At 33.7% G+C, this 25,428-nt stretch carries 34 protein-coding genes; 4 read left to right on the forward strand and 30 right to left on the reverse strand.

The features are described from left to right. The first annotated feature begins 20 nt into the window (after positions 1-20). Entirely contained in the window at positions 21-1,010 is a 990-nt protein-coding gene (locus tag NSQ89_RS21535; RefSeq protein WP_047944004.1) for a LacI family DNA-binding transcriptional regulator, read from the forward strand. Positions 1,011-1,156: 146 nt separating this feature from the next. Beyond that, entirely contained in the window at positions 1,157-1,642 is a 486-nt protein-coding gene (locus tag NSQ89_RS21540; RefSeq protein WP_047944002.1) for a CBO0543 family protein, read from the forward strand. On the opposite strand, the gene NSQ89_RS21545 is transcribed toward NSQ89_RS21540, so the two are convergent. The 5 genes from NSQ89_RS21545 to NSQ89_RS21565 all read right to left on the reverse strand — a co-directional run bounded on the left by NSQ89_RS21545 (position 1,639) and on the right by NSQ89_RS21565 (position 4,864). After that, a complete protein-coding gene (locus tag NSQ89_RS21545; protein WP_095257927.1) occupies positions 1,639-2,400 on the reverse strand; it encodes a YjjG family noncanonical pyrimidine nucleotidase in 762 nt (253 codons plus the stop codon). The two genes, NSQ89_RS21540 and NSQ89_RS21545, sit on opposite strands and share 4 nt — an antisense overlap. Positions 2,401-2,415: 15 nt before the next feature. Continuing rightward, positions 2,416-2,889, reverse strand: a complete 474-nt coding sequence (locus tag NSQ89_RS21550) for a DMT family transporter (RefSeq protein WP_061800661.1) — start codon at positions 2,887-2,889, stop codon at positions 2,416-2,418. A 5-nt stretch (positions 2,890-2,894) separates the two neighbouring features. After that, a complete protein-coding gene (locus NSQ89_RS21555) occupies positions 2,895-3,608 on the reverse strand; it encodes a Crp/Fnr family transcriptional regulator (RefSeq protein WP_341133276.1) in 714 nt (237 codons plus the stop codon). Between the two features lie 12 nt (positions 3,609-3,620). Continuing rightward, positions 3,621-4,046: a DMT family transporter gene (locus NSQ89_RS21560; protein ID WP_047943997.1), complete on the reverse strand. Its 426-nt coding sequence runs from the start codon at positions 4,044-4,046 to the stop codon at positions 3,621-3,623. Positions 4,047-4,222: 176 nt separating this feature from the next. Then, complete coding sequence (locus NSQ89_RS21565; protein WP_047943995.1) at positions 4,223-4,864, reverse strand: FMN-dependent NADH-azoreductase; 642 nt, start codon at positions 4,862-4,864, stop codon at positions 4,223-4,225. 193 nt (positions 4,865-5,057) lie between these two features. On the opposite strand from NSQ89_RS21565, the gene NSQ89_RS21570 reads away from it, so the two are divergent. Next, positions 5,058-5,519 carry a GNAT family N-acetyltransferase gene (locus NSQ89_RS21570; protein ID WP_341133277.1) on the forward strand — a complete coding sequence of 154 codons (462 nt, stop codon included), beginning with the start codon at positions 5,058-5,060 and terminating at the stop codon, positions 5,517-5,519. Between the two features lie 104 nt (positions 5,520-5,623). On the opposite strand, the gene NSQ89_RS21575 is transcribed toward NSQ89_RS21570, so the two are convergent. The 25 genes from NSQ89_RS21575 to NSQ89_RS21695 all read right to left on the reverse strand — a co-directional run bounded on the left by NSQ89_RS21575 (position 5,624) and on the right by NSQ89_RS21695 (position 24,042). Further along, positions 5,624-5,989, reverse strand: coding sequence for a YybH family protein (locus NSQ89_RS21575; RefSeq protein ID WP_061800669.1), 366 nt, complete (start codon positions 5,987-5,989; stop codon positions 5,624-5,626). Positions 5,990-6,272: 283 nt separating this feature from the next. Next, the gene (locus NSQ89_RS21580; RefSeq protein WP_047943987.1) at positions 6,273-7,193 is read right to left on the reverse strand and encodes an LCP family glycopolymer transferase; all 921 of its coding nucleotides are present in this window, start codon (positions 7,191-7,193) and stop codon (positions 6,273-6,275) included. 348 nt (positions 7,194-7,541) lie between these two features. Continuing rightward, entirely contained in the window at positions 7,542-7,793 is a 252-nt protein-coding gene (locus NSQ89_RS21585; protein ID WP_341133278.1) for a sigma factor, read from the reverse strand. Between the two features lie 171 nt (positions 7,794-7,964). Next, on the reverse strand, positions 7,965-8,123 hold the full coding sequence (locus NSQ89_RS21590) for a GNAT family N-acetyltransferase (protein ID WP_341133279.1): 159 nt from the start codon (positions 8,121-8,123) through the stop codon (positions 7,965-7,967). A 362-nt stretch (positions 8,124-8,485) separates the two neighbouring features. Further along, positions 8,486-8,998, reverse strand: coding sequence for a hypothetical protein (locus NSQ89_RS21595; RefSeq protein WP_341133280.1), 513 nt, complete (start codon positions 8,996-8,998; stop codon positions 8,486-8,488). Beyond that, a complete protein-coding gene (locus NSQ89_RS21600) occupies positions 8,995-9,663 on the reverse strand; it encodes an ATP-binding cassette domain-containing protein (RefSeq protein WP_341133281.1) in 669 nt (222 codons plus the stop codon). Before NSQ89_RS21600 ends, NSQ89_RS21595 begins: the two co-directional genes overlap by 4 nt. A gap of 12 nt (positions 9,664-9,675) precedes the next feature. After that, a complete protein-coding gene (locus NSQ89_RS21605; RefSeq protein ID WP_341133282.1) occupies positions 9,676-10,482 on the reverse strand; it encodes a hypothetical protein in 807 nt (268 codons plus the stop codon). Further along, entirely contained in the window at positions 10,482-11,282 is an 801-nt protein-coding gene (locus NSQ89_RS21610) for a hypothetical protein (protein WP_341133283.1), read from the reverse strand. The genes NSQ89_RS21605 and NSQ89_RS21610 overlap by 1 nt, the downstream gene beginning before the upstream one ends. Further along, a complete protein-coding gene (locus NSQ89_RS21615; RefSeq protein WP_016201403.1) occupies positions 11,269-12,045 on the reverse strand; it encodes an ABC transporter permease in 777 nt (258 codons plus the stop codon). The genes NSQ89_RS21610 and NSQ89_RS21615 overlap by 14 nt, the downstream gene beginning before the upstream one ends. A gap of 14 nt (positions 12,046-12,059) precedes the next feature. Beyond that, entirely contained in the window at positions 12,060-12,827 is a 768-nt protein-coding gene (locus NSQ89_RS21620) for a hypothetical protein (RefSeq protein ID WP_341133284.1), read from the reverse strand. 540 nt (positions 12,828-13,367) lie between these two features. Continuing rightward, complete coding sequence (locus NSQ89_RS21625) at positions 13,368-13,805, reverse strand: hypothetical protein (RefSeq protein ID WP_341133285.1); 438 nt, start codon at positions 13,803-13,805, stop codon at positions 13,368-13,370. Between the two features lie 134 nt (positions 13,806-13,939). After that, entirely contained in the window at positions 13,940-14,806 is an 867-nt protein-coding gene (locus NSQ89_RS21630; protein WP_341133286.1) for a hypothetical protein, read from the reverse strand. A gap of 223 nt (positions 14,807-15,029) precedes the next feature. Next, the gene (locus NSQ89_RS21635; RefSeq protein WP_341133287.1) at positions 15,030-15,245 is read right to left on the reverse strand and encodes a hypothetical protein; all 216 of its coding nucleotides are present in this window, start codon (positions 15,243-15,245) and stop codon (positions 15,030-15,032) included. Positions 15,246-15,276: 31 nt separating this feature from the next. Next, positions 15,277-16,221: a hypothetical protein gene (locus NSQ89_RS21640; RefSeq protein ID WP_341133288.1), complete on the reverse strand. Its 945-nt coding sequence runs from the start codon at positions 16,219-16,221 to the stop codon at positions 15,277-15,279. Between the two features lie 377 nt (positions 16,222-16,598). Next, positions 16,599-17,045: a hypothetical protein gene (locus NSQ89_RS21645; RefSeq protein ID WP_341133289.1), complete on the reverse strand. Its 447-nt coding sequence runs from the start codon at positions 17,043-17,045 to the stop codon at positions 16,599-16,601. Between the two features lie 829 nt (positions 17,046-17,874). Further along, positions 17,875-18,630 carry a hypothetical protein gene (locus NSQ89_RS21650; RefSeq protein WP_341133290.1) on the reverse strand — a complete coding sequence of 252 codons (756 nt, stop codon included), beginning with the start codon at positions 18,628-18,630 and terminating at the stop codon, positions 17,875-17,877. A 102-nt stretch (positions 18,631-18,732) separates the two neighbouring features. Continuing rightward, positions 18,733-19,674, reverse strand: coding sequence for a hypothetical protein (locus NSQ89_RS21655; protein ID WP_341133291.1), 942 nt, complete (start codon positions 19,672-19,674; stop codon positions 18,733-18,735). Next, positions 19,667-20,239, reverse strand: a complete 573-nt coding sequence (locus NSQ89_RS21660; RefSeq protein WP_341133292.1) for a sigma-70 family RNA polymerase sigma factor — start codon at positions 20,237-20,239, stop codon at positions 19,667-19,669. Before NSQ89_RS21660 ends, NSQ89_RS21655 begins: the two co-directional genes overlap by 8 nt. 174 nt (positions 20,240-20,413) lie before the next feature. Continuing rightward, positions 20,414-20,908, reverse strand: a complete 495-nt coding sequence (locus tag NSQ89_RS21665) for a GNAT family N-acetyltransferase (RefSeq protein WP_341133293.1) — start codon at positions 20,906-20,908, stop codon at positions 20,414-20,416. Further along, complete coding sequence (locus NSQ89_RS21670; protein WP_341133294.1) at positions 20,892-21,026, reverse strand: hypothetical protein; 135 nt, start codon at positions 21,024-21,026, stop codon at positions 20,892-20,894. Before NSQ89_RS21670 ends, NSQ89_RS21665 begins: the two co-directional genes overlap by 17 nt. A 33-nt stretch (positions 21,027-21,059) precedes the next feature. Then, a complete protein-coding gene (locus NSQ89_RS21675; protein WP_341133295.1) occupies positions 21,060-21,926 on the reverse strand; it encodes a permease in 867 nt (288 codons plus the stop codon). An 83-nt stretch (positions 21,927-22,009) separates the two neighbouring features. Continuing rightward, on the reverse strand, positions 22,010-22,456 hold the full coding sequence (locus tag NSQ89_RS21680) for a MarR family winged helix-turn-helix transcriptional regulator (RefSeq protein WP_341133296.1): 447 nt from the start codon (positions 22,454-22,456) through the stop codon (positions 22,010-22,012). A gap of 97 nt (positions 22,457-22,553) precedes the next feature. Beyond that, positions 22,554-23,027, reverse strand: a complete 474-nt coding sequence (locus tag NSQ89_RS21685; RefSeq protein WP_341133297.1) for a GNAT family N-acetyltransferase — start codon at positions 23,025-23,027, stop codon at positions 22,554-22,556. Positions 23,028-23,032: 5 nt separating this feature from the next. Beyond that, a complete protein-coding gene (locus tag NSQ89_RS21690) occupies positions 23,033-23,533 on the reverse strand; it encodes a GNAT family N-acetyltransferase (protein WP_341133298.1) in 501 nt (166 codons plus the stop codon). Then, positions 23,530-24,042: a GNAT family N-acetyltransferase gene (locus tag NSQ89_RS21695; protein WP_341133299.1), complete on the reverse strand. Its 513-nt coding sequence runs from the start codon at positions 24,040-24,042 to the stop codon at positions 23,530-23,532. Before NSQ89_RS21695 ends, NSQ89_RS21690 begins: the two co-directional genes overlap by 4 nt. A gap of 168 nt (positions 24,043-24,210) precedes the next feature. On the opposite strand from NSQ89_RS21695, the gene NSQ89_RS21700 reads away from it, so the two are divergent. Beyond that, positions 24,211-25,368, forward strand: a complete 1,158-nt coding sequence (locus tag NSQ89_RS21700) for an SAM-dependent methyltransferase (RefSeq protein ID WP_123260106.1) — start codon at positions 24,211-24,213, stop codon at positions 25,366-25,368. The last annotated feature ends 60 nt before the right edge of the window (positions 25,369-25,428 follow it).

Below are 25,428 nucleotides of genomic sequence, written 5' to 3' on the forward strand. Positions count from 1 at the left end.
AGTGCTTTTAGGAGGTTTACATGGTCACCATAAAAGATATTGCAAAAAAGGCAGGTTTTTCACCATCTACCGTTTCGAGATTATTAAATAATGATTCAACACTCTCCATTTCTCCAGAAACCAAGAAGAGAATTTTAGATACAGCATTTGAGTTAGGATATGAAAGAAAAAGTATTCAACCACTTATTGAAAAGGTTGCACTTCTTTACTGGATTACGGATAAAGAAGAGCTGGAGGATGTTTATTTTAAACAAATGCGATTAGAACTTGAAAAAAATGCTATTAACCATAATATTGAATTGCATCTATACAAACATGAAGACGGTATAAATAGTATCCCCCATGATATTTCTGGCTTTATTGCAGTTGGTGCCTTTTCGATGGAAGAAATTCAAAAACTAAGAAAGAAAACGAAAAAAGGGGTTTTCATTGATACTAATCCTGTCCCTGACCTATATGATGCTGTATTACCGGATACTATAAGAATCACCAAAAAGGCAATCGATTACTTCATTGAAAATGGACATCAAAAAATTGGGTTTATTGGTGGAACCTATCATAATCCAGATACGAATGAAGATGAAATGGATATTCGCGAAATCACGTTTCGTGCACATATGCAGAATATAGGATTGCTCGATGAAAGATATATATTTGGCGAAAGGCATTTTTCCGTAAATGATGGCTATACCGTTACAAAGAAAGCAATTGACTGCTTAAAAGAAGAATTGCCGACTGCCTTCTTTATTGCCTCTGATCCAATTGCAGTCGGAAGTCTTCAAGCTTTTAATGAATATAATATTTCGATTCCAAATAGAGTCAGTATTATAAGCGTCAATAATATAAGTGTGGCGAAATATGTATCACCTCCCTTAACAACCTTTCATATTGATATACCGGAACTATGCAAGACGGGTGTTTCTTTACTTCTTGAGCAAATTCTAGATCAAAGAAAAATTCCAAAAACTGTTTTACTGCAGTCAGAATTAATTAAACGGAAAAGCACATGATTAAAAAAGCAGCGGGGTTTCATTGTCACAAAAAAAGCATCCAAACAGATGCTTTTTTTTCATACTTTCTTCGTATTGGGGGAATATAAAAAAATCCTGTGATAACTTAAAGAAAGGATAATCGTAACTAGACGGGTGATTATTGAGTGGAACGGAAAATATTAAGATTCCTCCTATTTTTAGGAATTGGACTTTTACCAATTATCTTTAGAAAAAAACAAGCAAAGGATTGGTTTCTTGTTTTCTTTTTAAAAGGGTATCTGTCTAGTTTTATTGACGGTATTGTTACTTCGAAAAAACGCCTTAGTTTCCCTGTTCGATTTTTACCAAAGCATTTTAAAATTAATGTGTTATTTGATTATTTACTATTTCCGATCACCTGTGTTGTTTATAATCAAATAAGCTATCATTCCAAACTACCGGGAATTATTCTCAAAGCACTTTGTTTTAGTATCCCGATGACGATTGTAGAAATTCTGTTCGAAAAATACACAAAGTTAATCTCCTATAAGAAGGGCTGGAATTGGTATGATACATTGCTAACCGAAACTTGTACCTTCTTAATTTCCAGAACTTGTATTGGACTTATCCGAAAATTAGACAAAGAAGATAAAAAACAATCGATCCATTAAGGGTTCGATTGTTCTTCTTGGTCTAGAAGAATAAGCAATTCTTCTAGTTTGGCTATTTCATATGTTGGCTGGACTTCTAATTCCTTTTTCTTTTTTAATGGATTAAACCAGCATGTATCAATTCCTGCATTGCAGCCGCCTTGTATATCGGCGCTTAGCGAATCGCCAATAATTAAAGTTGTCTCTTTGTTGATTTGCGGGATTCGTTCAAAGCAATAATCAAAGAACTCCTTCATCGGCTTTTGATAGCCAGTATCTTCTGAGACAAATATAGCTTTAAAGAATGGGTAAAGACCTGAGGATTTTAACCGCTTTTCTTGGATTTTTGATATTCCATTGGTCACAATATATAAATCAAAACGATTGGAAATCCTTTGTATTAAATCAAGTGCTCCATCTAGCAGCTGATTTCCTTCTCCTAAATACTTGCGGTAGCTTTGCTGTAATACAACACCATCTACTTTTATGCCCAATGTGTCAAAGAAGAGGGTAAATCTTGTATTGACGACCTCATCGCGCGTTATTTTTCCTTCTTCAAAGGCTTTCCAAAGACCTTTATTGAGCTCTTGATATTGCTTTTTCCATTCATCTCTGTAGGAAACTCCTTGCTCTTGCAGCAATAATCGAAAGGCGTGATCCTCTGCAGCTGCAAAGTCTAGTAAAGTATCGTCCACATCAAAAAGCAATGTTTGATAATACTTTACGCTCCCAACGTTTTTGCTGATTGTTTCTTCCTTATTATTCAGTAATCCTTGCATGTAAACTCACTCCTATTATTTCAGCAGTTCTTTCACTGGCTGTTTCTTCTCTGATGCACCACCCATTTTGAACACGAGAATGCCACCGATAATAACTAATACTCCTATTAATTGCTTGAAAGTAAACGGAACCTGATCTAATCCCAATAAACCAAAGGAATCAAATAGCAAGGCAAAAACAAGCTGAGAAGACAAAGAAATCGACACAGCATATGTTGCTCCCAAATGCTTAATCCCCTTTGTCATGCATACAACAACACCGACACCAATAATTCCGCTGAACCAATACCATGTGTGCATATTTTCTAAGTGAAAAAGGCCTGTACCTTCTGAAATAATACCCAAAGTAAAGGAGGCAATAAAGCCTAACGCTAACACTAGAGTCGTCGTTGCCCAAAGACCAGCCTTCTGATTTACTCGATTATTAAATATATTCTGCACCCCAACGAGACTCCCGCTAATAAATGCAATCAGTAATCCATATATCATGTTTTTTATTCACCTGCCCCTTCTTCATAAATACTTTTACCAGCTAAATTCAATAAACCATCGCGGTTTTTCACCATAATAAACCCCTTTTTCCGTTCAATCAATCCATCCTGACAGAATTGCTGTATTACCCTATTTAAATGACGATAGCTAGTGCCAATTAGATTGGCTGTATCCTTAAGATTAATTTCATTACCATCCGTATTGTATAAAGGATCCTCCTTATCAAAAGAAACAGATACTAAATAACTAGCCAGTCTCACTTCCACTGGGTAAAATAAATTGAAACGCATCGAACTAGATTTTATATAGAATTTTTTCGTAATAATATCCAATAGAAACTGCAAGAAAGGGGCATAATCATTCGCATATTGCTTTAAATATCGTTTATGTACACCAATGACCACCCCATCTGTGATAGCTTCCACCGTGTTCAAAATATCTGTATTCCTTACATATTCAACGTCCCCAACCATTTCGATTGGTGTTTTAAAGGATAGAATTAACGTTTTTCCTTCTGCTGTTGACGTATATATTTTCACCTTGCCATCTACCAAAATGTAAAGATATTCCGCTGCCTGTCCTTGCGTACAAATAAATTCCCCTTGATTAAAAGCATAAAGATGTAAATGGTCTTTCAACTTTTTCGGAAAGATTGCTTCTAATTGAAACTTGCGAATATATTTTTCTATCTGCTCTAGATTTCCCATTTCTTTCACGGATGGTTCTCCTTACATTTTTAATAAAAGAACACCTATTATCATCATACCAATTCCAATAAACTGCGGAGCTCTCATTTGCTGCTTTTCCAGTCCAAACCAGCCATTGCTATCTATTAGAAAGGTTATAAATAACTGGGCAATCAAGGCAGTTGAGATTGTTAACGTTGCCCCCACTAAATGCATGGCGGTAATCGTGCTGAAAATAACAACCGAAGCAAACGAACCTCCCGCCAAATATAATGGCTTTACTTGTTTATATTTTGAAAATGCTTCTTCCTTTACGATTAATAAGATTAGAAATGCAAGTACAAAACCAGTAAATTGTGTAATGGTAGCTGCCTGCCAAGAACCAATATCCTGACTAATTTTTGCATTTGCCACTCCTTGAAGGGTAATGAATGCCCCACCCATTAGTGCAAATAAAATACCTCTCATTTGTTCGACCCCTTGTTGTTTGATTTCCTTTTTAAAGATAATCGATTTCTAAAAATAGGAAAAGGACATATGTCCTAAACATTCCTTCTCCTAGTATAATCTTTTTTCCATAAAAAAACTCCGTCTGAAAACTTAATTTCAAACGGAGTTTATCTATTTAACTAGTTAAATATTTATTAAACAGTTTGTGCTACTAATTTCTTTCCAGCAGCAGCAACTTTTTGTAATCCTTCTTCAATGATAGAAGCAGCTTTATCAGGCATTGCGTTATGACCTTCGATAATAACTTCATCAATGATTTCCATACCAAATACGCCACCAAATACAGCACGCATATAGTTAACAGCCATTTCAGAAGAAGCAGCTTCTGGAGTAGAATAAACACCGCCACGAGCATTTAAAAGGATTGCTTTCTTATCTGTCATTAATTGAATCATGTTACCTTCTGCATCAAATTTAAAGGCAAAGCCTGCAGCATATACATAATCAATAAATGTTTGTAATTTAGCTGGAATAGTTAAGTTCCAAAGTGGGAATGCGAACACTACTACATCAGCAGCTGTTAAAGCATCCATCGCTTTTTGTTTTGCAGCTAATAATCGTTGCTCTATATCTGTTAATTCTTCTCCGCTTTGTACTTTACCGAAAGCATCAAATAATTCTTGACCAAAATAAGGAGTATCTTCTGCATAGACATCATATACATTCACATTAAGGTTTTCAGCACCCTTAACAGATTCCATAAATGTTTCATACATTTTGCTTGATACAGCTTCAGCTGCCGGACGATTGTTTGCTTTTACTACTAATACATTCATTTATTTCATTTTCCTTTCCCTTATACAAATTTAAATCTATGTGAACATCATAACAAAAAAAATGGTTCAAAGGCAAATATTTTTAATTAAAGATATTTAATTAAATATTTCCAATCAAAATGCAAATAAGCTATTTCATTGGAATGAGGAAATTAGTAGAATAGTAGGTAAAATAATGAAAAGGATGATGAGAATGCACATTAAAATCGACCCTGTTACATCAAAAGAAATCATTGCTTTATTAGAGGATCATTTACATAGCATGACCCTCCACTCCCCTCCTGAGAGCATTCATGCATTAGATGTGGAAGGATTAAGAAAACCAGATGTAACCTTTTGGAGTGCATGGGAGGATGGAGAGCTAACTGGCTGCGGTGCATTAAAAGAGCTAGATAACAAGCATGGAGAAATAAAGTCTATGAAAACCTCCCCTCATCATTTACGAAAAGGAGTAGCAAGAAAATTGCTTCTCCATATTATCGCAGAAGCCAAAAATCGTGGCTATAGCCGATTAAGTTTAGAGACAGGTTCCATGGATGCTTTTCTACCAGCCAAAAAACTATACGAAAGCTTAGGATTTGAGTATTGCGGCCCATTTTCGGATTATACCGAAGATCCGAATAGTGTTTTTATGACGTTAGCATTAGAAAAATAAAATTTTAAATATTCATTCGATTATACTGCAGCCTATTCCGTTTCCACTATTCACAATGAATAATTGGAAACGGACTTTGGCCTTTATCTTCCTTGTAATCAGTATTACAAGCTGCTCAAATGCTCATGAATAATCTTCCAATTTCCATCTGTATCTTTTACGAACACATTCGTTGCTCGTCCACTGCCTTTTATAAATTCGCCTTTATAATATCCTTCATAATGATAATGATAGACGCATGTTGCTGTGTCATTTCCCATACCTAGCCACTGTATGTCTGCAGCTGAATACTTTTCTTCCTTAATAGTGTCCCACGCATTCTCAAAATAATTTTTTATCTCCTCTTTACTTCTGCATGTTTGATCTGAGAACCAATAGATCGCTTGTGGGTGCAGCAGCCGTTCTACATTTTCGAAGTCATGCGTATTTGTCGCATCAATATATTGCTCTAATAGATTAATTGGACCCATATAAAATAACCTTCTTCCCCATTTTATTTAGATATAGCTTATTATAATATGTTTGCATAGAACGAGAACCGATTTGATAAAAATAATGGCTAGTCGTTTTCTATTGGCTTTTACTGGCTCTTGATATGCCTGCTATCTTTCTCTCATTCGGGATTAGCTGGCAGTTGGAGTCTTACCGTCCGTTAAGAGCAGAATCAACCTTCCTACTTTTCCACCAGAATCATAATGTAGATGGATACTTGCTTTATTTTCACAGTCGAACGCATATTTAATTCTTCTCGTCTCAGTCTAAAAGATTATTCGCAAGCATTTCCTTAACATGATTTCTTTCCGCTTCATTTACCACGAAGAAATACTTACCATCTATATAAGCATCCTCACCTTTTACTTCATATTGTTCCATACTATTTCTAGTATTCTTATAACTTCTTTCAATAGATACCATCTCATTCAAGGGAATGTTAGTCTTCACATTTTCACCTAAAGTCTCTAATATATCCTTAAATTTAGTAACTGAGGAGATACTAGTTCCTTTATCAATAATCGCTGCTATCACCTTTCTTTGTCTTTCATTCCTGCCAAAATCTCCTCTAGGGTCCAGTTTTCTCATTCTCACATAACCTAATGCCTGCTCCCCATCTAAATCTATATTTCCTAATTGATAATGATATCCTTTCTTGTAGTACCCTTCATCAAGCCATTCAATTTCATTATCTACGGTTATGCCACCTAAAGCATCGACCATCCCACTTAGTGCTTCCATATTAATTTTTATATAATAGTCCAATTTTTGCCCAGTAAATCCCTCTACTGTATCTAATACCATCTTCACTCCCCCTAACGCATAAGCAGAGTTAATTCTAGTAATCGCCCCGTTTCCGACTATTTCTGCTCTTGTATCTCTCGGTATACTTATCATTTGTAACTTTTCCTTCACCGGATTTAACGTCATAACAATCAAGGCATCAGTTCTCCCCACATCGTTCTTCCGCTCATCCACTCCCATCAATAAAATGGAGATAGGCTTTTTATTTTTGACATTTTCACTTCTTAGCTTACTTTCCGTTTTTGTTTCTCCATCAATAGGTTCGTAAACCTTATCTACTGTATTATCTATCGTTTTATACAAGTAAAATACAAAACTACATATGCTAATAAAAATAATAGATAATATACTTATAGTAATTTTCTTATGTTTTTTCATGGTTATCTCTCTTTCTTTTTATTACTCCTTATTTAAAAAAGTTGGAATATATCATCCGGAACTTCCTTATTTATCCATATATCAATTGTGTCTATTATTACTTTGCTCGCGCCATTTTGATCATATAAAGCTAAATACAAAATAATACCTGTTTCCTTATCGGATTTATCATAAGACTTTTTATACAATAAAAAAAGGATAATCATAACTACACTAATTGTTGCCGGATTCTCTTCATTTATAAAGAATTTATTTTTCCACCTATTGTTCTTTTATCTCTATTATAAGGAAAGTCTGCAAAAAGGATAGTTTTATAAGCCCAGCTTTTTAATACATCTTTACAGCGATTTACCAAGATACAGTTACCCAAGTCTTATAGGATGCCTCGTTTCGAAAATTACCGATATTTTCATAACATTTTATAAATACATCCTGGGCAATATCCTCTGCCATTTGTTTATGGCGAACATAAGTATATGCTAATCGGACAACACTTTTTCCGTACTCATCCATTAACCAAATAAGGCGTTCTTCCTTTTCAAGAGGATCGTTAGAGCTCATTTGCTCTCTCTGTTGCATACTGTGCTTTTCCTCAAGCATCTAAAACCTCCTCCTTTTTCTATTACGTTTAGACGACACAAACCTCCTTTAGGTTCTGTTTTTTCTCCACATTTTCTTTTAATATGGTAAGAGGCATTCTTTAGCGATTTATTGTATTACAATCCAACTAAAAAAATCCAAGAAAGGATCTATCACTTTCTCGGATTACAACTAGAACTTCCTACTTCTTCTTTCCACCAATACTGTATTTCTCCACTCACCATCTACCTTGCCAATTTTCTCTCGAATGCCGACTTCTCTAAAGCCACAACTCTTATGAAAATAGATGCTTGCTTTATTTTCTGGAAATATACCTGATCGCAGTATCAAATAACCTCCTTATTCAGAATGTTCAATTATTTTTTTCTAATAAAAATTCCCACTAACCTTTGCAATGATAAGCTGGATGTATTCCTATTATCGAAGAAGCCAAAAATCTAGGCTATTATCAATTAAATTGAAAATACGGATTCCCATGCTTTTCAATCTGTCAAAAATTTTAAAGTTTCAGTGTCATAAGTATTGTTCAGCTAACGCAGGAGATTCTTATAATTAATTTGTAACGTTAGCATTGAAAATTATAATGTTGAAGAAATATACAAGGATGGAGTTGACCACCCAATTACCTTTAAATGAAAATGATACATTGGTAGATGGGTTGGCCTACTCCTTAACCAGAATCTTTATTAAAATTATAAATCAACTACTATACCATATCTTTTTCCGTGCTTAAATTGCTCCTTCACCTTCTCTGTATAAAGGTTTTGGTCGATATAAAATTGTGCCGCTTTATTTTTATATTTAGGAGCAACACTGTATACAAGTGTAATTGGTATCGTTGTATTAGGAGGTAATTCCTTTACTTGGTTTACATCAAACTCACCATCCATCGTCTGATAATAATCCATGCCGTAGGAAAGCTTTGATTCTATTAATTGCGAAACAGATATCGTTTCTTCAGACGTATTTTCTACTTCCATTTTTACAGTGGCAGGAACATAAGAATAATCTTCATCCCCTTCTATTGCTCCATACGACAAGTCTATAACAGTAAATCTTAACTTATCATCTGCAATCCACTCATCTTTTTGATAAGTATCTAAGTCATATTTTATGGCAACTCCTTTATTTACTTCATATACTCGATATCCCCAAATACCAACCCCAAACAAGAAAAGAACCAATAAAAGAAGCTTTATTTTCATTCGTTTTCTCCTTTTCGTTCATAATGGTCGATAATTTCCCCATTCTCCATTACAAAAATTTCATCGGATAAATACTCCAAATCTTCCTTATCATGACTTGCAATAAGGATGCATTTATTCTCTTTCTTTAGCTCTAACAGCAGCTTTTTGAATTCTTCAATTCCATCTGTATCTAAGGCGTTTGTTGGTTCATCTAATATAATTAAGTCTGGTTTTTCCATTATTGCTTGTGCTAGACCTAGACGTTGCTTCATACCAAGTGAATATTTCCGATATTTTCGCTTGTCTTCTGGATCTAACCCAACTTGACGAATTGCTTCCTTGATTCGATCATCGGTAATGGTATTAGTTAGACTAGCAAGCATTTTTAAATTCTTAAACCCTGTATATCCTGCTAAAAAACCTGGATACTCAATCAGCACACCAACGCTTGGCGGGAATGAAACATCTTTACCCAGTTTCAATCCATCTACCATTACCTCTCCCTCCGTCGGCAAAATTAACCCACAAAGCGCTCGAAACAACATTGTTTTACCAGATCCATTCTTTCCACGAAAACCATAAATAGCCCCTTTATGTAAACGGAGATTAATATCCTTTAAAATCGGTTGATTTTTTATTTCTTTGGAAACATGATTTGCTGTTATGTAAACTGCCCCATTCATTCCTTCCACTCCTTACAGGTTATTTTTTTTATTATAAACTAGATAAGCGATTATTGAGGAAACAAGGAATACAACAAAAGAATAGACAAGCGAAAATGTCATGCTAAGCTGATAATTATTTGCAAAAATGCTTTGCTTCAATATCATCGAATGAATACCTGGAAGCCATTTACTGTCTAAAATTGTTGATACACCACTTAAAATAATTATTCCTAAAAAAGCAAGAGCCGGTGATAGCAATTGCATCGTTAAAAACAAGAGGCCTGATAAAGCAAGACTAGTTACCAAGTAACCAACTATTATTCTTGTAACAACTTCACTAGCTGAAACAGGTATATCCATTAACGGAACGACAGTATCTTGAAAGTATTGAGACGTCTCAAGTGAAAATGTTCTAAGAGTAATACTTGAGACAAGGTAAATGCTCAAAAATAAGCCAATAATAAATCCAATATTTTGCATAATCAACCATCCTATTTTCGATAGGAAATAGCTTGACTTGGAACGACTTCGCAATAGTAAATAGATACGATTCTTCTGAAAATCCTCTGATAAGAAATCACCGATCAGAAAAATGATAAAAAACTGTGTAAAAACCCAGTATATAGGCACCTCATATTCTGATAAGAATTGAAAGTAGCCTTCATCTTTTAGTAACATAAAGATAATATCAGCACTATTGACACCGTATTGATTTAAACGAACACTCATCATCAGCGTTAAAAAAGCGAAAAACAGAAACCAAGCACCATACTTCCATTTTCCATATAATAGACTATACTTCCAATCTCTTAAAAATAGACGATAGATGATTTTCATTAATAAAAATCCTTTCTCTCATATAGCCATCCGGTTATTGCATAAAGAACCATTGAAACAACCATTAAATAAATTACATGATAGATTGTCTTCATCGGCTCTAACCAGTCTGCTATGCTAACCGTTGCATTCATCGTATAGATAAAGAATGGAAGTACCCCGAGATGATCTAATCCAGTGATTACATACATAATAATAAGTACAAACGCACTGTTTTTTAGAAGCTGTTTTAAAAACAAGAAGGAAAAGGAAATCATTAAAAATCCGAAAAACTTTGTAAGAAAAATAGTTCTAATGATTTTATAGGTTACAAGATTAGTAGAGATAGCAGCATACCGTTCTTCATTATTTAGATATTCTCCTACCGTTCCTGATGGATTTAACCAAGTATTCTCCCAACCGATCAATACTCCCCCTAGTAATAAGGAAACAGCCATAATAAATATCGTAAACACAAGCGAAAGAAGTATTGCTGCCACTACTTGTGTATGCCAGATAGAAAAGCGCGATTGATAGGTTAATACGGAAATGGGATTTTCCATTTGTTCCACCATTTGAGTTAATAGAATAACTAATACTGGAATTGCGACAACAATCAACATATAGTGATTGGCACTACCATTTATTCCACCTACATCGACCACTACATCAAATATTCCTCGATTAGACCACTCACCTTGACTTGCTATTAATATCAAAAACCAAACTAGCAAAATCGTGTATATTCCTGAATAAAATAGGATTAGTTTATCAAAAATAGTGCTCTTTCCTACTGAGTATAGAAATTTAGATTGTTTCATTTTTTCCACCTAATAATCGATACCATAGGTAACTTCCGATTAATCCAATAGCCGTTATGCTTGGTAATTGCCAAGTTGAATTAATATTTCCGAGAAAATGTAAGGACAATCCAACCCACCCAAATGTACTTAACAATACGTCAAGTGCCAATACGATTAAGAATGGAAAAATAAGAACGATATATCTATTTTTGACTACAGTAGAAAATGCTAATCCCAAAGATGCGAGCATACCACCAAAGAGAAAAACCCAAAAAATTCTTAACAAAACATATATTAAAGGAGATTGATAGAAAATATCAGCTAAATAGGATTCTTGGGTAACGAGGGGCATACCAAAATAATAATTATTTTCAATCAAAGGGAATGCCATCATCTCCCCTAAAAAATTTATAATAAGCGGAAGTACCGCCACACCCCCACCAATGAAAAAATTAACTAAGTAACGTGTATTTAAATATTTTCGCTTCTCTACCTTAGTAAGAATACTTTTAATTAATCCTGTATTGAAATCTTCTGCATAGGCATCTGCATATACCAATGTAGCAAGTAAGGGGAATGTTAATGCATAGATGTAATACGTTTCTCCTGTAAAATACATCCAAAAGACGTAAGGACTCCCTGGATAAAATATGTAATCATCGATTGTCATTCCATGTGGCCATTTCTGAACCACAGGAAGTAAAGCAAATATGAGCCCAATTAGAATCAGAATCCAAAAAACTGGTCTTCGCATAACCCGGTTTATTTCCATTCTAAGCATTTAGACACCTTCCTCTAATAAAATTCTTTTTTTTCGTATCGTTTGAAACATATGTACCAACATATTGTAATGCCAAGTAGGAAGTATATGACATTAAATAACTTCTCTTCTACTGATACCCATGTATCTAACGTAATTTGCATTCTTCCTAAAAAAAAGCTAAAATCATTTGGTAACAAGCCGTCGACCCCAAAAAGGAAAAGAGCTAAAAAAAAGATAAAAGTATTTTTCTTTATTATCGTTTTTAATAAAAGTATGAATAAAGACATAAACAAAATACCCAAAAATCGTGAAGCAATTATGTAAAGCCAAACTTTCCAACTAACAAAATACGGAATATACATTTCAAAAATTTCCTTCTTTTCAAGTAGGAAATAAACTGTCCCTTCTCTTGTCTGCCATAAGTTGTTAATATGTCCATTTATAATGAAAGAAGAAATTACTCCACTAGCTACCATCCAAATTATAAAAAAAACACTGATAATAATAGAAAAAATGAAATGATTTTTAAACACTCTTTTTTTGTCCCAAATCCTTAATACAAACATTTCCTTTTCCATTTGGTCTATAAGTACAGGTATTATTATAGATATAAGTGGAAAAACACCCATCAGCAGGACAAAATCACTGGCAGTCCCTCCAAATCGCAAATTAACAACATAATCAAATAAAGAATTCCCTCCGTCCCTTTTTGCAGAAACTACGCTGGCGACCGTAATAATTGCTAAGTAAATGATTACTAAGAAATATGTTCGTTTATTGAGAAGTTTTAGATTAATCATTATTCACCCCACGTAGTCTAGCTTTACTTTTTGTTGGCATTTCCCACCTGACTTCACTTTAAAACTATCAACAAAATGTTAAAATATCGATAGCCAACTAAAAATTCCGTCATATCCATTTTCATCTTAAGCTACTAATGTGCCATTCATAATCACCATTCTGGGTCACTTAAAGATTCAGAAGATTCTTTGAATAGTTTTTCTTTATATAAAATGGCCAACACATTATTGCTCACCCTTTTTTCATTTCCAACTTGGGTAATTGTAGTATGTAAACATCGAATCTAATTATATAGAAATTATTCTTTTCTACTGAGTTTAGTATTAGAAGACTATTTTGTTTTCTTATCAACCAAAAGTGCTATTTCTCATCCCAGTTACTTTTAATTACGAAATACAACTTCATTCCCGTTAATTTTTAGAAAACTAATTAATACGATGACCAAATTATAGATTACAAACCTAAAAACTATCCAAAATCGCAAAAAGATGAATAGTTTTAAATCTATCCATCTTTTGTTTTGCTAATCTATAAGACTATTAGATTGAATCTGGACTCCAAACTCCAGACGCTGAAAAACCATTTTTATCTGCACCTCTAACAGCTTTTATGCGAACTGCCGTTTCCTTCTTATTATCTTCCCAAGCATGATTTTTTATATAACGCCCCTGATTTAAACTAGATTTATTAAATGTTACATACCAAACTTTAGAAAAATTATTACCATTAAAATCTACAACAGAAGCTATATAAGAAGGACTGGTTGCCCCAGTGAGTTTCTTTAGCTTCATATATGAAGAAGTATCATTAATTTTTGTTCTAGAATCTGTATAATCCGTAGTTGTTCCTATTGGAAATCCATAGGAATATGTCGTGTCCCCATAATTACCATCAGCTGCAAACGCAGTAAAAGAACCAATAGACAATACAACCGCTCCAGATAAAACTAGCCCATATATTTTTTTCTTTATCGACATAAAATTCCCTCCAATTATTATTTTGTCGTAACCGGCTACAAACTTATGCTACCAATTCTTCCAAAAAAAAAACAATATATATATTATGAAAATTTCATTTTTTCTTAAAATTACCCTCTAATATAATACATTAATTACTTGACAAAATACTCATCTGTTGTAACCTCCTTATTATTTGTTAAATTCAAATTAAAAGCATCCTCAGGATTTCCTTCATTGAGTTGGATTTTGTTTACTTTGATACTAAGTCCTGCGTCTTCTTTCCCGTAAAAATTCGCCTCTAAAATTACTCCTGTATCTTTTGTAACTATTAGTGTGAATGGTCCTTCTAAACTCTCAGATGTTTTTTTCGATAGAGAACCTTCAATGATATATACTGGCACTCCTAAATGTTCGCCCTCTTCAAATTGCCAATCATCATAATTATTGTATATATACATCCATAGTTCACTGCCAATTAGCCATTTTACCGTAATCGCAAAACTATTATTTTTCTTCAAAACATTATATATTCCCTCTTCTGGTTTTTGTCTAACTAACTTCTTACTGTTTTCAAGAATGATTTCCCTAACCATTCCTGTTTTATCCTGTGTCTTTTCTTCCGTATAACTAGTAAACCTAATAAAATCAACATAAAACTTAATCTGATGTAAATTATCCAATTTTGATAACTTATAAGTGAATTCTCCATTCGCTGTATCCACCTTATCCCAAGAATAATAAATATTGTGAACAATGTTAAACTTTTCAGGATTTTTTTTTGCATACTCTTCTTCTTCCAGCGTACGAAATGGAAAAGTCTCGTCTACGTAAGGGCTACGATGCGATACATTAAATTTGTGAATCTCTGTTTCCTTCTCTTTCTTAGATAATTCTTGATTCTTGGATTCCAATATTTCTTCTTCATTCCACCACTTACTTTTAGCGACTGGATATACTTTAATAGCAACTAACACAAAGACGAGTATCGTGATTAAAGTTCCTACTATCAATTTCTTCACCTTTATTTCCTCCAAGCTCATAATCTCTTATTACCTGTTAACTTCTGAGTAAATATTTATATTTGTATAACCTTTATTAATAGTTAAGATAAATCTAGTTACAAAAATATTATTAAGATTACCATCAACCAAAGGAACTATTTCACTTGCTATCATCCAAATCGTGAAAAAATACTTATAATAATATAAAAACAATATAAGTTTTTAACATCTTTTTTTGTCTTTAATTCTTAATACAAACATTACCTGTTTCCATTTGGTCTACAATTATAGGAAATATCATTGCTATGAGTGGAAATACACCTATTAATAGAACAAACGTACTAGCAGTCCCACCAAAACGTAAACCAACAATATAATCAAATAAAGAATTTCCCCCATCGCGTTGAGCTGAGGCTATACTAGCAATCGTAACGATTGCTAAATAGAACAATACCATATAATACATTCGCTTATTGAAAAATTTCAGACTATTCTTTACTCTTATCCTTTATACCATCTATCCCACCTGACTTCTTTTCAAAACTATCTACTATATCTTTGATATAATCTTCAACTGAAACTTCCTGATAACCATTAAGATCTATGTTAAAGGCACCTTCTGGTACGCCTTCATTAATATGTATCTCTTCTACTGTAGTACTTCTTTCTGCCTCTTTTCCTTTTCCATATATTTTAGTATCTAAAATAACTCCTGTATCTTTTGCAATCACCATAGAAAATGGACCATTAAACAATTCTGAAGTACTCTTAGGTATATTTCCTTCTACAAAATAGGCAGGCAAATTAAATTTTTCCCCTTCTTTAATTTTCCAATTCGAATAATTATCGTAAATAAACATCCAATCTTCACTATCTAAAATTCTCTTGATTGCATCTTGTACGGAGTCTCCTTCTTCTTTATCCTCCCAAACGGTATATACTTTTTCTTTGGGCTTTTGCGCCGTAGAAACTCCTTCTTTGTACAGTCTTATTTCATCAGCTACCACTTTTCCATTTTGGCTTTCCTTTGTATGTGTGTAACTCCAGTTTCGATTATAATCTGCATAAAATTCAACATCTTGAATATTATCAACTTCAGACATCTTAAAACGAAACTTCCCATATATAGACTCAACATTATCCCAAGAATAGTAGATCTTTTCTACAATTTGAAAATGATCAGGGTATTTCTTTGCCAATTCCTCTTGCTCTTTTAATACAAAAGGAAAAGTTTCTTCTTTGTAAGGATTGCGATGCAAATCATTCCCTTTTATTGAAGTTTCCTTATTAGTGATAGATGCCGTTTCCTTATCATCCTGCACTAACTTTTCTTCATCCCACTTATTTTTTAGAGATGGATACAGCTTTATTCCAATTAATACTAGAGCCATTACAGTAATAATGATTACTGGGAGGAATTTTTTTTTGATCATCTTTGACTCCTTTTAATATAATAAATATATTTCTTTATTATTAGTTAATACCTATTTATTTTCATAATAACACCCTACTATTTATCTACATCCATCCTCATGAAAAACTTGATAGAATATTACATTAATTCAAATAAATTTTTAAAATTATCTTTATCTATCTGTATTTATAAATTGGATGATGATTTAAATAACTTACCAATGAAACATTCTTAAAAGTACCTATAGCATTCCTAAAACGTGATACTCTTCTACTAACAAATAAAATTACTGAACTGCGACAAAGGACTATCCAAAATTCCTTAATTCTTTGGTCAGCCCATTTCACTATAACTCCCTTAGAAAAGTATATTTCTAAGGGAGTACGTGAATAATAGTTAAATAGAATCTGGACTCCATACACCAGATCCATAGAAATCATTTAAATTCCCAGCATCCCTTTTTGCCTTTATTTTCACGTCTACATAAGTTTTATTTTTATTATCTTCTTTAGCATAATTCTTCAAATAACGTCCTTGATTAATGTTTGATTTACCAAATGTAACATACCATACCTTAGAAAAATTAGAATTGTCTTTTTTTACAACAGAAGCTGTATAAGAAGGATTAGTAGCAGGTCCCCCTAACGTTTTTAACTTCATATATGCTGCAGTTTCATTATATTTTTCTCTTGCCTCAGTATATTGAATTGAGGTTCCAGTAGGAAAATTAAAATTATATTTTGTATCACCGTGATTACTTGCCCCAAAAACCGAAATAGAACTTAACGATAATAATGCCGCTCCTGTTAAAACAAAAGAATAAACCTTTTTATTAATAGACATTCCCTTACCTCCTATTTTTTTACAACCGGTTGTTGAATACAAAATATCACAAATTTCAGAAAAAACAACAAAATTATCCAATTTTTTCAAAAAGGTCATCAAACTAGATTTCAAAAAATCATACAATTACAAATATTTATTGGGAAATTACTTGTTTGCTTGCTTATCTTATTTTCTTTAAAAGTTATCCTAAAGACCCATACTAAGTATTTTATAATCTCTTTTCTATCTCTTCTCTCAATATTCTTTCATTTGATTATCTTATCTACAATTCACTGAAATTTCGGAGCTGAAAAATCTGTCTAGGGGCTCTATTATCTTTCCTCATCCCTAAATCTTATTTACCTTCTTATTCCCCTAATTCCTATTACTCTTTTAATACAAAAGGAAAAGTTTCTTGTTTTTAAGGATTTCGATGGAAACCATTTCCTTTCATTAAGGTTTGCTTATCAACCATCCGTAATTTTTCTTCATCCCTCTTAATTTTTACGGATAGATATAGCTTTATCCGAATATTACTAGAACCATTAAGTAATAACTTGTCGTGAAGAATTTTTTCATCTTTGACTCCTTTTTCGAATAATACATATTTTTTATTTAATTATTAGTTAGTACCTATTTATTTTTACGATACTCTCTCTCTGTTTATCTACATCTTCACGAAAAGATTGATTGACATCTTAATTCAAATTATTTATTGTCCTAAAGCGCTCATTATTCATCTCACAAAATCTTTGTAGTAAGCCCTTCTATCTCCTTACTTTTAATCCTCATTTATGATTTATTATTTCTCCTAAATATTCCTCTGCTGAAATCTCTTTATTATTTGTTAAATCAGTTGAAAAATATCCTCTGGATTACCTTCATTTAAATGGATTTTTTCCACTTCAATATAAACCATAGGTTCCTTACTTTTCCCGTATAATTTTGCATCTAGAATGATCCCTGTTTCTTTTGAAACAATCATCGTAAATGGTCCTTCCAACATTTCAGAGTGTTCCTTTGAAATGCTTCCTTCTATCAGATATGTAGCCAATCCTAACTTCATTCCGAACGAATCACTATTATTCAAAATATTGTATACTTTCTCATCAAGTTTCTGTCTTATCAACTTTGTACTTCCAAATCTATCTTCCAATCGGTTTTCTCTAAATAATCCTGTTTCTGTTTGTGTCTCTTCCTCCGTATAACTAATAAACTTTTCATAGTCCGCATAAAATTTAATATGATGTGTATCATCTAACTCGGAAATCTTATACTTGTATTCCCCATTTACTGTATCAACTTTATCCCAAGCATAATAAATGCTATTTACTACTTGAAACTTTTCTGGATTTTGTTTGGCATACTCTTCTTCTTCCAGCGTGCGAAATGGAAAAGTCTCATCTACATAAGGGCTACGATGTGATACATTAAATCTGTTAGTTCCTGTATTCTTTTCTTTTATAGATAAATCTTGCTCTTTGACTTCCAATTTTTCTTTTTCATTCCACCAGTTACTTTTAGCGATTGGATATACTTTAATTGTTATTAATCCGAGCATAAGGAGAGTTAATAAAATTCCCGCAATCCACTTTTTTGGCATCTTATTTTCCGCCTTATCTTTTGGTTTTCCTGCATTTTATTATTTTGCTAGGTTTCCACTAAGCATTTCTTTAATTGAATCTCTTTCTGCATCCATTACCACTCAATCAATCGAAAATATATTCTCCGGGACTCCTTCATTTATAGATATATTCTTTACATTTACCATTACCCTTGCTGGACGATCCAAGTCTCTATGATCATAATAGGCAAGGTTGAAGACTGTTCCTGTTTCTTTATCAATTGTTACGGAAAAAGGTCCACCCACCGTATCATACTCGGAATCAAACGGATAATTCCCTTCGATTTCATAGACTGCTCGGTTGAATTTCCTTGTTTCCTTATAGCTCCAGTTTTCATAATTGTCGAGAAGCAAAACGTACCATTCATTGTTAAAAATAACTCCAGGTAGACCCATACCCTTAAACTCCTGATTATCTAATGGTTTTACATAATCTTCTGCATTCGTTCTCTTTATTGTAAAAACTCCATCTTTCCAAAGGGATTTTGATAATGTATAACCATCCTTATCCCAATATTTCAAAGTGGACTTATACAGACCCTTATTTATATCCAAATAAAAGGATTCTGTGCTTGGTTCATCCAAATCATTGTACCTATATTCAAATACTCCATACGCAGAATGGATATTAGGGTATGAACGAAACATTTTTTGTACAATAGCAAATTTATCTGGGTACCGCTCCGCTAAACTTCGGTTATATTGCATCTCATCCTCATTACTTTCGACATCCCCTATTTGATTACTTAACTCGTTATAAATGGACACTTCTTTTCGTACATTACCTTCTGATATTTTTGATTGGCTTCCGATAAAGGGGATTATTCCGGTAAAGAAAATTACAATTAGAACTACACTAACAGCTACCGGAAAATATTTTCGAACAAAAATTATTCCATTCGTTCTTTTCGTAGAGTAATTAATCTTTTTCAAAACCCTTTGTTTATGCTCTTCGGAAAATGTTATTTCCTTTAATATCGTTCCATTCATTTTCTCATCTAAATTTTTTAGTTTTTCATCCATTGCCATCTCCTCCATCAAGCAGTTTTTTTAGCTTCTGACGTGCACGATGCATCCTGGACTTTACCGTATTCTCATTCAATTCTAGTAATTCTGCTATTTCGTATTGGGATAAACCTTCATAATAATACAGGATAATCACTTCTCGAAGTGGGACAGATAAAGAAATGACTTGCTCGGAGATGTAACGATTCTCCTCATTTAAAAGAATTTGTGATTCTACAGATTGTTCTTTACTATCTCTTTTAAAAGAAAGAAAGTCTGCAAAAAGGATATTTTTATAAGACCAACTTTTTAATACATCTTTACAGCGATTTACCGTAATGCGGTATACCCAAGTCTTATAGGATGCCTCGTTTCGGAAATCATCGATATTTTCATAACATTTTATAAATACATCCTGGGCAATATCCTCTGCCGTTTGTTTATGACGAACATAAGTATATGCTAATCGGACAACACTTTTTCCGTACTCATCCATTAACCAAATAAGGCGTTCTTCCTTTTCAAGAGGATCGGTAGAGCTCATTTGCTCTCTCTGGTGCATATTGTGCTTTTTCTCAAGCATCTAAAACCTCCTCCTTTTTCCTATTACGTTTAGACGACACAAACCTCTTTTAGGTTCTGTTTTTTCTCCATATTTTCTTTTAATATGGGTAAGAGACTTTCTTTAGAGATTTATTGTATTTACTACCCAACTAAAAAAATCCAAGAAAGCATCTATCACTTTCTCGGATTACAATTAGAATTTCCTACTTCTTCTTTCCACCAATACTATATCTCTCCACTCACCATCTAGCTTGCCAATTTTCTCTCGAATGCCGACTTCTCTAAAGCCACAACTCTTATGAAGATAGATGCTTGCTTTATTTTCTGGAAATATACCTGATTGCAGTGTCCAATAACCACTTTGTTCAGAATGTTCAATTAATTTTTCTAATAAAAGTTTCCCATATCCTTTGCGATGATAAGCTGGATGAATATATACACTGTGCTCCCCAACCCCTTGATATACATAGCGGTTCGATACTTTGCTGATAGCAGCCCAACCAATAACTCTATTCGTCTCTTTATCTAATAGGACCAGGCTAGCAGTTAAATCTTTATTATTGCTCCATTTTTCCCAAGTGGGAACATCTGTCTCAAATGTTGCTTGTCTTGATTGTATCCCTAACCTATAAATAGCTGCGATTGCTTCCCAGTATTTCTCCGAAATCTTCTCAACCTTTACGCTCATCCTCCTTCTCCTCCTTCACGACACAACAGCTATCTTTTTTCTTTCCTACTTCTTCTATCATAATGGTACAACAATCATTTTTCTGCTCTTTTTTCATTATTTTTTTTAAAATATTCATAATAAATCATTCCTCCTGCTAATTGTTTCCCTTTTAGATAAAATAAAACAAAAACCCTGAAATCGTAGACATCGAAATAACTGATAAAATAAACGCGAACACTAATTTCCGCTTAAAGATGCTATTTAATAAGCTTAGCTCTGGTAGACTTGCTCCTGCTGAACTGATCATCATTGCCATGACTGGTCCGAGCGCCATCCCCTTCGCAATAAGAATCTGGGAAATCGGAATCATAGATGATAACCGAATATATAAAGGAATACCAATAATGGCTGCGATTGGAATCAACCACCACTTCTCTCCGCCTAAGTAGGTTGCTACAAACTCTGTTGGCACGATTCCTCCTATCACTGCTCCAATACCTGCTCCTATTAACAAAAAAGGGTAAACAGTTTTCATTAATGTTAAAATTTCAGAAACTGTATTTTTCAAGCTAAATCCCTTCTCTGCTTGAGACGCATTTTTGATGATGACATTTTTTACTTCTTTTTCAAACCCCCATTTCTCTAATACAAAGCCAAGTATAACTGAAAGTATCGTTGTAATTGCCGTATATGTGAGAGCTACTTTCCATCCCATTAGAACAGCCATTACAGTTAAAATAGTTGGATCAAGAACGGGAGAAGTAAATAAAAAAATCATAACGGTGCTAAACCGGATTTTACTTTTCAATAAATTCACCACAACCGGTATGGTAGAACAGGAACAAAAAGGGGTAATAAAAGCAAAGACTACTGCAATCAGCGCACTAACAATAGGTGGAGCCTCCTTCATCCACATCTCCACTTTGTTATAGCGAATAAGTCCTTGTAGCAGGTTAACAATGAAAGATACAACCACAAACAGAACAGTTAATTCGATTACTAACCATGCGAAATTTTTCAGCACTTCATACCACATCTTAAAAGCCTCCTATTATTTGCAAAATACAAGTATTATATCAGAGCTATATTAAGAAGGAAATCTAACATAGCCTTTTTCCATCACTTAACCGGATGACAACACATATTGCTTTTTGCCATGGAACTATTTAATAACTTTAACGACCGGATTACCGTATCTCTTTCAAAGTCTGACATAAAGGAGAGAACTTCTTCTAAATATTGATTCATTTGTGTATCAATAGAAGTCGCAATCGCTTTTCCTTGCATTGTTAATTGGAGTACGTATACCCTCTTGTCGTTCATTGATTGTTGCTTATTCACTAATTCCATTTTTACTAAAGATTGAATTTGCCGGCTAAAGGTGGTAATATCCATTCCAATAAGCTCCGCTATTTCTTGCATTGACGGATTACTTCTCTTATCAATTTCATATAAAATATGACTTTGAACAAGCGAAATTTCTGTCTTTCCAACAGAACAACAATTTTTATCAAGTACACCAAATCTTCTCATCGTAATTTGTAAAATCTCACGGATATTCTCCATCCTATTTCCCCTTTTCTTTATGAAGTTATTTTTATTATATCTTATTATTTGCATTTTGCAACTATTTAATTCAGACTGTTTTTTTAAACAGTCCTACTTACACTTTTCTGCTGAGAATAATTTGTTCTCCTTTTGGTCCCATTACTCTTCTTCCTGTCTCAGCAAATCCTGCTTTCTGATAAACATATTGCGCTCTAGTATTTTTCACATTCACAGCCAAGATTACTTCCTTTTTCGCAGGAAAATGCTTTTTCACAAAGGGGATTAATTGTTCCATTGATTCCCTGCCTATTCCTTGCCCCTGAAATGAATGCTGGATAGAATAAGCTCGCATAAGAATAGCTTCTTTATTGTCACTATACGCTTTTACTCCCTCCCATCCATGAAGGACAAAAAAGCCCGCAACCATCCCATCATTTAAGATAACAATAGGGTGACGATCCTCTTCCGTTAAACATTTCTCTAAAGCATCAAGCGGCGTACTTGTATAATATAGCTGTTCATCTGACAAAAGATATTCTTCTAATTGCTGCTTATATTTTTCTTCATAAACTTCCAATGATATAGACACTATCTTCACCTTTCATTCACTTTGGTTGTTAATAGATTTTTTATGAGCACCACTTCATCTCTAATAGGAATGCCATCGTTTCCGAGGAAAGGGATTTCTGGTTTAATCTTTCTAGCTTCTTTTACTGCGTCTTTAAGCAATTCTGCTAAACAATAGCCCCTTTTTTGGTAAAACTTTAAGGCTAATAAATTATCATTTGTTGTAATTATTTTGACCTGATCACATGGGGCTTGTTTGGCTGTTCGTTCAACAGTTTGTAAAAGCTTTGTTCCAACGCCCCTTCCTTCTTCGATACTGTCTAAAGAGATAATTTCACACTCCGTATCTCTTAAAATGTAGGTTATTAAACCAATCATTTCCCCTTCTTTATTCCAGGCAATAAATCCATCTAAAGCACTGCAATCATAGATGCCTGTAGAAAGGACCATTTCGGGGCTTCCCCAATGAGATTGGAAAAATAATTTTACTTTTTCACGGTTGGTTTCAGTAATCGCAGTAATATTCATCTCAGTTCCTTCTCCATACAAAGATATTTTTGATACCCAATAGGCTTAGAGGCAAAGAAAACCTCTCCTTTTTCTATATAACCATGCTTTTTATATAACTTTAAAGCTTGAGGGTTTCCTGAAAATACATCTAATCGGATGCTATCATATCCTTTGGCAAGAGCATATTCCTCCATATGCTGGACCATGATTGCTCCTATCCCTTTTCCTTGGTAACGGGGATTAAGCATGAGAGAGTGAATAATCAAAGGATTATTTCCATTCCATGGAATGGACTGCCATTCCTCTGTTTGCCATTCATTTAATACCACATGTCCCACTATCTTATCCTCTTCTAATAAAACGAATAGCATCTTGTTTTCCATGCAGTCCTGGAAATAACCTCTATTAGGATAATGATCATCCCATTGGAAAATATCATGCTTAATTAGATTTTCTCTGCATTTGATATAGATATCATTAACTTCTTCTAGCATATTGGCTCTTGCCGTTATAAATCGCAATTTCATTCCACCTCTTTCCTATCATGATGCTCGTCTCCATTTTACCATTTTCACTCTTATATGGGGATAATTTCCCTTATAAATGTCCATTTTCTCGTTTGAGCATATCGAACACATATTTCATGGAATAGAGGTAAAATTATACATATAACATAAGAGTAAGAGGTGAATGGTGTGTTCGAGAAATCTATATATAAAACTATTCTAAGCAATTCCTTCACCATTCCAGTGAAGGTTACTTATTGGGATGGAAAATCAGCTGTTTATGGTAACGGCGATCCTGCCATAGAGCTTATTTTTAGAAAGCCTATTCGTATTAAAGACATTCATAATAACGCATCATTAGCTTTAGGAGAAGCATACATGAACGGGAAGATTGAAATAAAAGGAAGTATCGAGGATTTAATTGCGTCTGCCTATGAAAATGCATCTAGCTTTATGCAAAATAATAAGTTTAGGAAATTTGTTCCCAAACAATCTCATACAAAAGCGCGAAGTAAAGAAGATATCCAAAATCATTACGATATCGGCAATGACTTTTATAAACTATGGCTAGACCGTTCCATGACTTATTCCTGTGCCTATTTCAAAAATCCAGAAGACACATTAGAAACCGCACAGCAAAATAAGGTGGATCATATTTTAAAAAAATTAAATCTATCTCCGGGCCAGCATCTCTTAGACATTGGCTGTGGATGGGGGAATCTTATTTTTACTGCGGTTAAAGATTATCAGGTGAAGGCAACCGGCATTACTTTGAGCCAAGAACAGTATGATTATGTGACCCAACTAGCTAAGGAAAAAGGATTATCGGAAAGCATAACCGTCTATTTAATGGATTATCGTGATTTAAAGGATAGGAACTTTGACCGCATCACTAGTGTAGGGATGTTTGAACATGTAGGTAAGGAAAATCTTCAAGCCTATTTCCACCAGGTACATCAATTGCTAAAAGACGATGGGGCAGCCTTAATTCATGGAATTTCACGTCAACAAGGTGGCGCAACTAATGCTTGGATCAATAAATATATTTTTCCTGGAGGCTATATCCCTGGAGTCGCAGAGCTAGTCAGCCATATGACAGCTGAAAATCTCCAATTAGTAGACTTAGAAAGCCTTCGTCGCCATTATCAAAAAACATTAGAAATATGGCATGCTAACTTTATCGCTAACCTAGAGGAAATCAGGAAAACAAAGGATGAACGCTTTATCCGCATGTGGGACTTGTATTTGCAGGCTTGTGCCGCTTCCTTTAAAGCCAGCAACATTGATGTTATTCAATATTTATTGGTTAAGAAAAGCAGTAATTCGTTACCAATGACGAGAGGATAAAGAATCAGGGGGAAGGTTATTACACTTCCCTTTTTTAAACAACAGAAGCATAAGAACCAG

This window comes from Niallia sp. FSL R7-0648, from assembly GCF_038007005.1.
GTDB classification, from domain to species: domain Bacteria; phylum Bacillota; class Bacilli; order Bacillales; family Cytobacillaceae; genus Niallia; species Niallia circulans.

What these genes read in the sequence shown, in the direction of transcription:
- NSQ89_RS21535 (WP_047944004.1), top strand. Translation starts at nt 21, where the DNA reads ATGGTCACCATAAAAGATATTGCAAAAAAGGCAGGTTTTTCACCATCT.
- NSQ89_RS21545 (WP_095257927.1), bottom strand. Translation starts at nt 2,400, where the DNA reads ATGCAAGGATTACTGAATAATAAGGAAGAAACAATCAGCAAAAACGTT.
- NSQ89_RS21550 (WP_061800661.1), bottom strand. Translation starts at nt 2,889, where the DNA reads ATGATATATGGATTACTGATTGCATTTATTAGCGGGAGTCTCGTTGGG.
- NSQ89_RS21560 (WP_047943997.1), bottom strand. Translation starts at nt 4,046, where the DNA reads ATGAGAGGTATTTTATTTGCACTAATGGGTGGGGCATTCATTACCCTT.
- NSQ89_RS21565 (WP_047943995.1), bottom strand. Translation starts at nt 4,864, where the DNA reads ATGAATGTATTAGTAGTAAAAGCAAACAATCGTCCGGCAGCTGAAGCT.
- NSQ89_RS21570 (WP_341133277.1), top strand. Translation starts at nt 5,058, where the DNA reads ATGCACATTAAAATCGACCCTGTTACATCAAAAGAAATCATTGCTTTA.
- NSQ89_RS21575 (WP_061800669.1), bottom strand. Translation starts at nt 5,989, where the DNA reads ATGGGTCCAATTAATCTATTAGAGCAATATATTGATGCGACAAATACG.
- NSQ89_RS21580 (WP_047943987.1), bottom strand. Translation starts at nt 7,193, where the DNA reads ATGAAAAAACATAAGAAAATTACTATAAGTATATTATCTATTATTTTT.
- NSQ89_RS21585 (WP_341133278.1), bottom strand. Translation starts at nt 7,793, where the DNA reads ATGCTTGAGGAAAAGCACAGTATGCAACAGAGAGAGCAAATGAGCTCT.
- NSQ89_RS21595 (WP_341133280.1), bottom strand. Translation starts at nt 8,998, where the DNA reads ATGAAAATAAAGCTTCTTTTATTGGTTCTTTTCTTGTTTGGGGTTGGT.
- NSQ89_RS21600 (WP_341133281.1), bottom strand. Translation starts at nt 9,663, where the DNA reads ATGAATGGGGCAGTTTACATAACAGCAAATCATGTTTCCAAAGAAATA.
- NSQ89_RS21605 (WP_341133282.1), bottom strand. Translation starts at nt 10,482, where the DNA reads ATGAAAATCATCTATCGTCTATTTTTAAGAGATTGGAAGTATAGTCTA.
- NSQ89_RS21610 (WP_341133283.1), bottom strand. Translation starts at nt 11,282, where the DNA reads ATGAAACAATCTAAATTTCTATACTCAGTAGGAAAGAGCACTATTTTT.
- NSQ89_RS21615 (WP_016201403.1), bottom strand. Translation starts at nt 12,045, where the DNA reads ATGCTTAGAATGGAAATAAACCGGGTTATGCGAAGACCAGTTTTTTGG.
- NSQ89_RS21620 (WP_341133284.1), bottom strand. Translation starts at nt 12,827, where the DNA reads ATGATTAATCTAAAACTTCTCAATAAACGAACATATTTCTTAGTAATC.
- NSQ89_RS21625 (WP_341133285.1), bottom strand. Translation starts at nt 13,805, where the DNA reads ATGTCGATAAAGAAAAAAATATATGGGCTAGTTTTATCTGGAGCGGTT.
- NSQ89_RS21635 (WP_341133287.1), bottom strand. Translation starts at nt 15,245, where the DNA reads ATGGTATTGTTCTATTTAGCAATCGTTACGATTGCTAGTATAGCCTCA.
- NSQ89_RS21640 (WP_341133288.1), bottom strand. Translation starts at nt 16,221, where the DNA reads ATGATCAAAAAAAAATTCCTCCCAGTAATCATTATTACTGTAATGGCT.
- NSQ89_RS21645 (WP_341133289.1), bottom strand. Translation starts at nt 17,045, where the DNA reads ATGTCTATTAATAAAAAGGTTTATTCTTTTGTTTTAACAGGAGCGGCA.
- NSQ89_RS21650 (WP_341133290.1), bottom strand. Translation starts at nt 18,630, where the DNA reads ATGCCAAAAAAGTGGATTGCGGGAATTTTATTAACTCTCCTTATGCTC.
- NSQ89_RS21655 (WP_341133291.1), bottom strand. Translation starts at nt 19,674, where the DNA reads ATGGATGAAAAACTAAAAAATTTAGATGAGAAAATGAATGGAACGATA.
- NSQ89_RS21660 (WP_341133292.1), bottom strand. Translation starts at nt 20,239, where the DNA reads ATGCTTGAGAAAAAGCACAATATGCACCAGAGAGAGCAAATGAGCTCT.
- NSQ89_RS21665 (WP_341133293.1), bottom strand. Translation starts at nt 20,908, where the DNA reads ATGAGCGTAAAGGTTGAGAAGATTTCGGAGAAATACTGGGAAGCAATC.
- NSQ89_RS21670 (WP_341133294.1), bottom strand. Translation starts at nt 21,026, where the DNA reads ATGAATATTTTAAAAAAAATAATGAAAAAAGAGCAGAAAAATGATTGT.
- NSQ89_RS21675 (WP_341133295.1), bottom strand. Translation starts at nt 21,926, where the DNA reads ATGTGGTATGAAGTGCTGAAAAATTTCGCATGGTTAGTAATCGAATTA.
- NSQ89_RS21680 (WP_341133296.1), bottom strand. Translation starts at nt 22,456, where the DNA reads ATGGAGAATATCCGTGAGATTTTACAAATTACGATGAGAAGATTTGGT.
- NSQ89_RS21690 (WP_341133298.1), bottom strand. Translation starts at nt 23,533, where the DNA reads ATGAATATTACTGCGATTACTGAAACCAACCGTGAAAAAGTAAAATTA.
- NSQ89_RS21695 (WP_341133299.1), bottom strand. Translation starts at nt 24,042, where the DNA reads ATGAAATTGCGATTTATAACGGCAAGAGCCAATATGCTAGAAGAAGTT.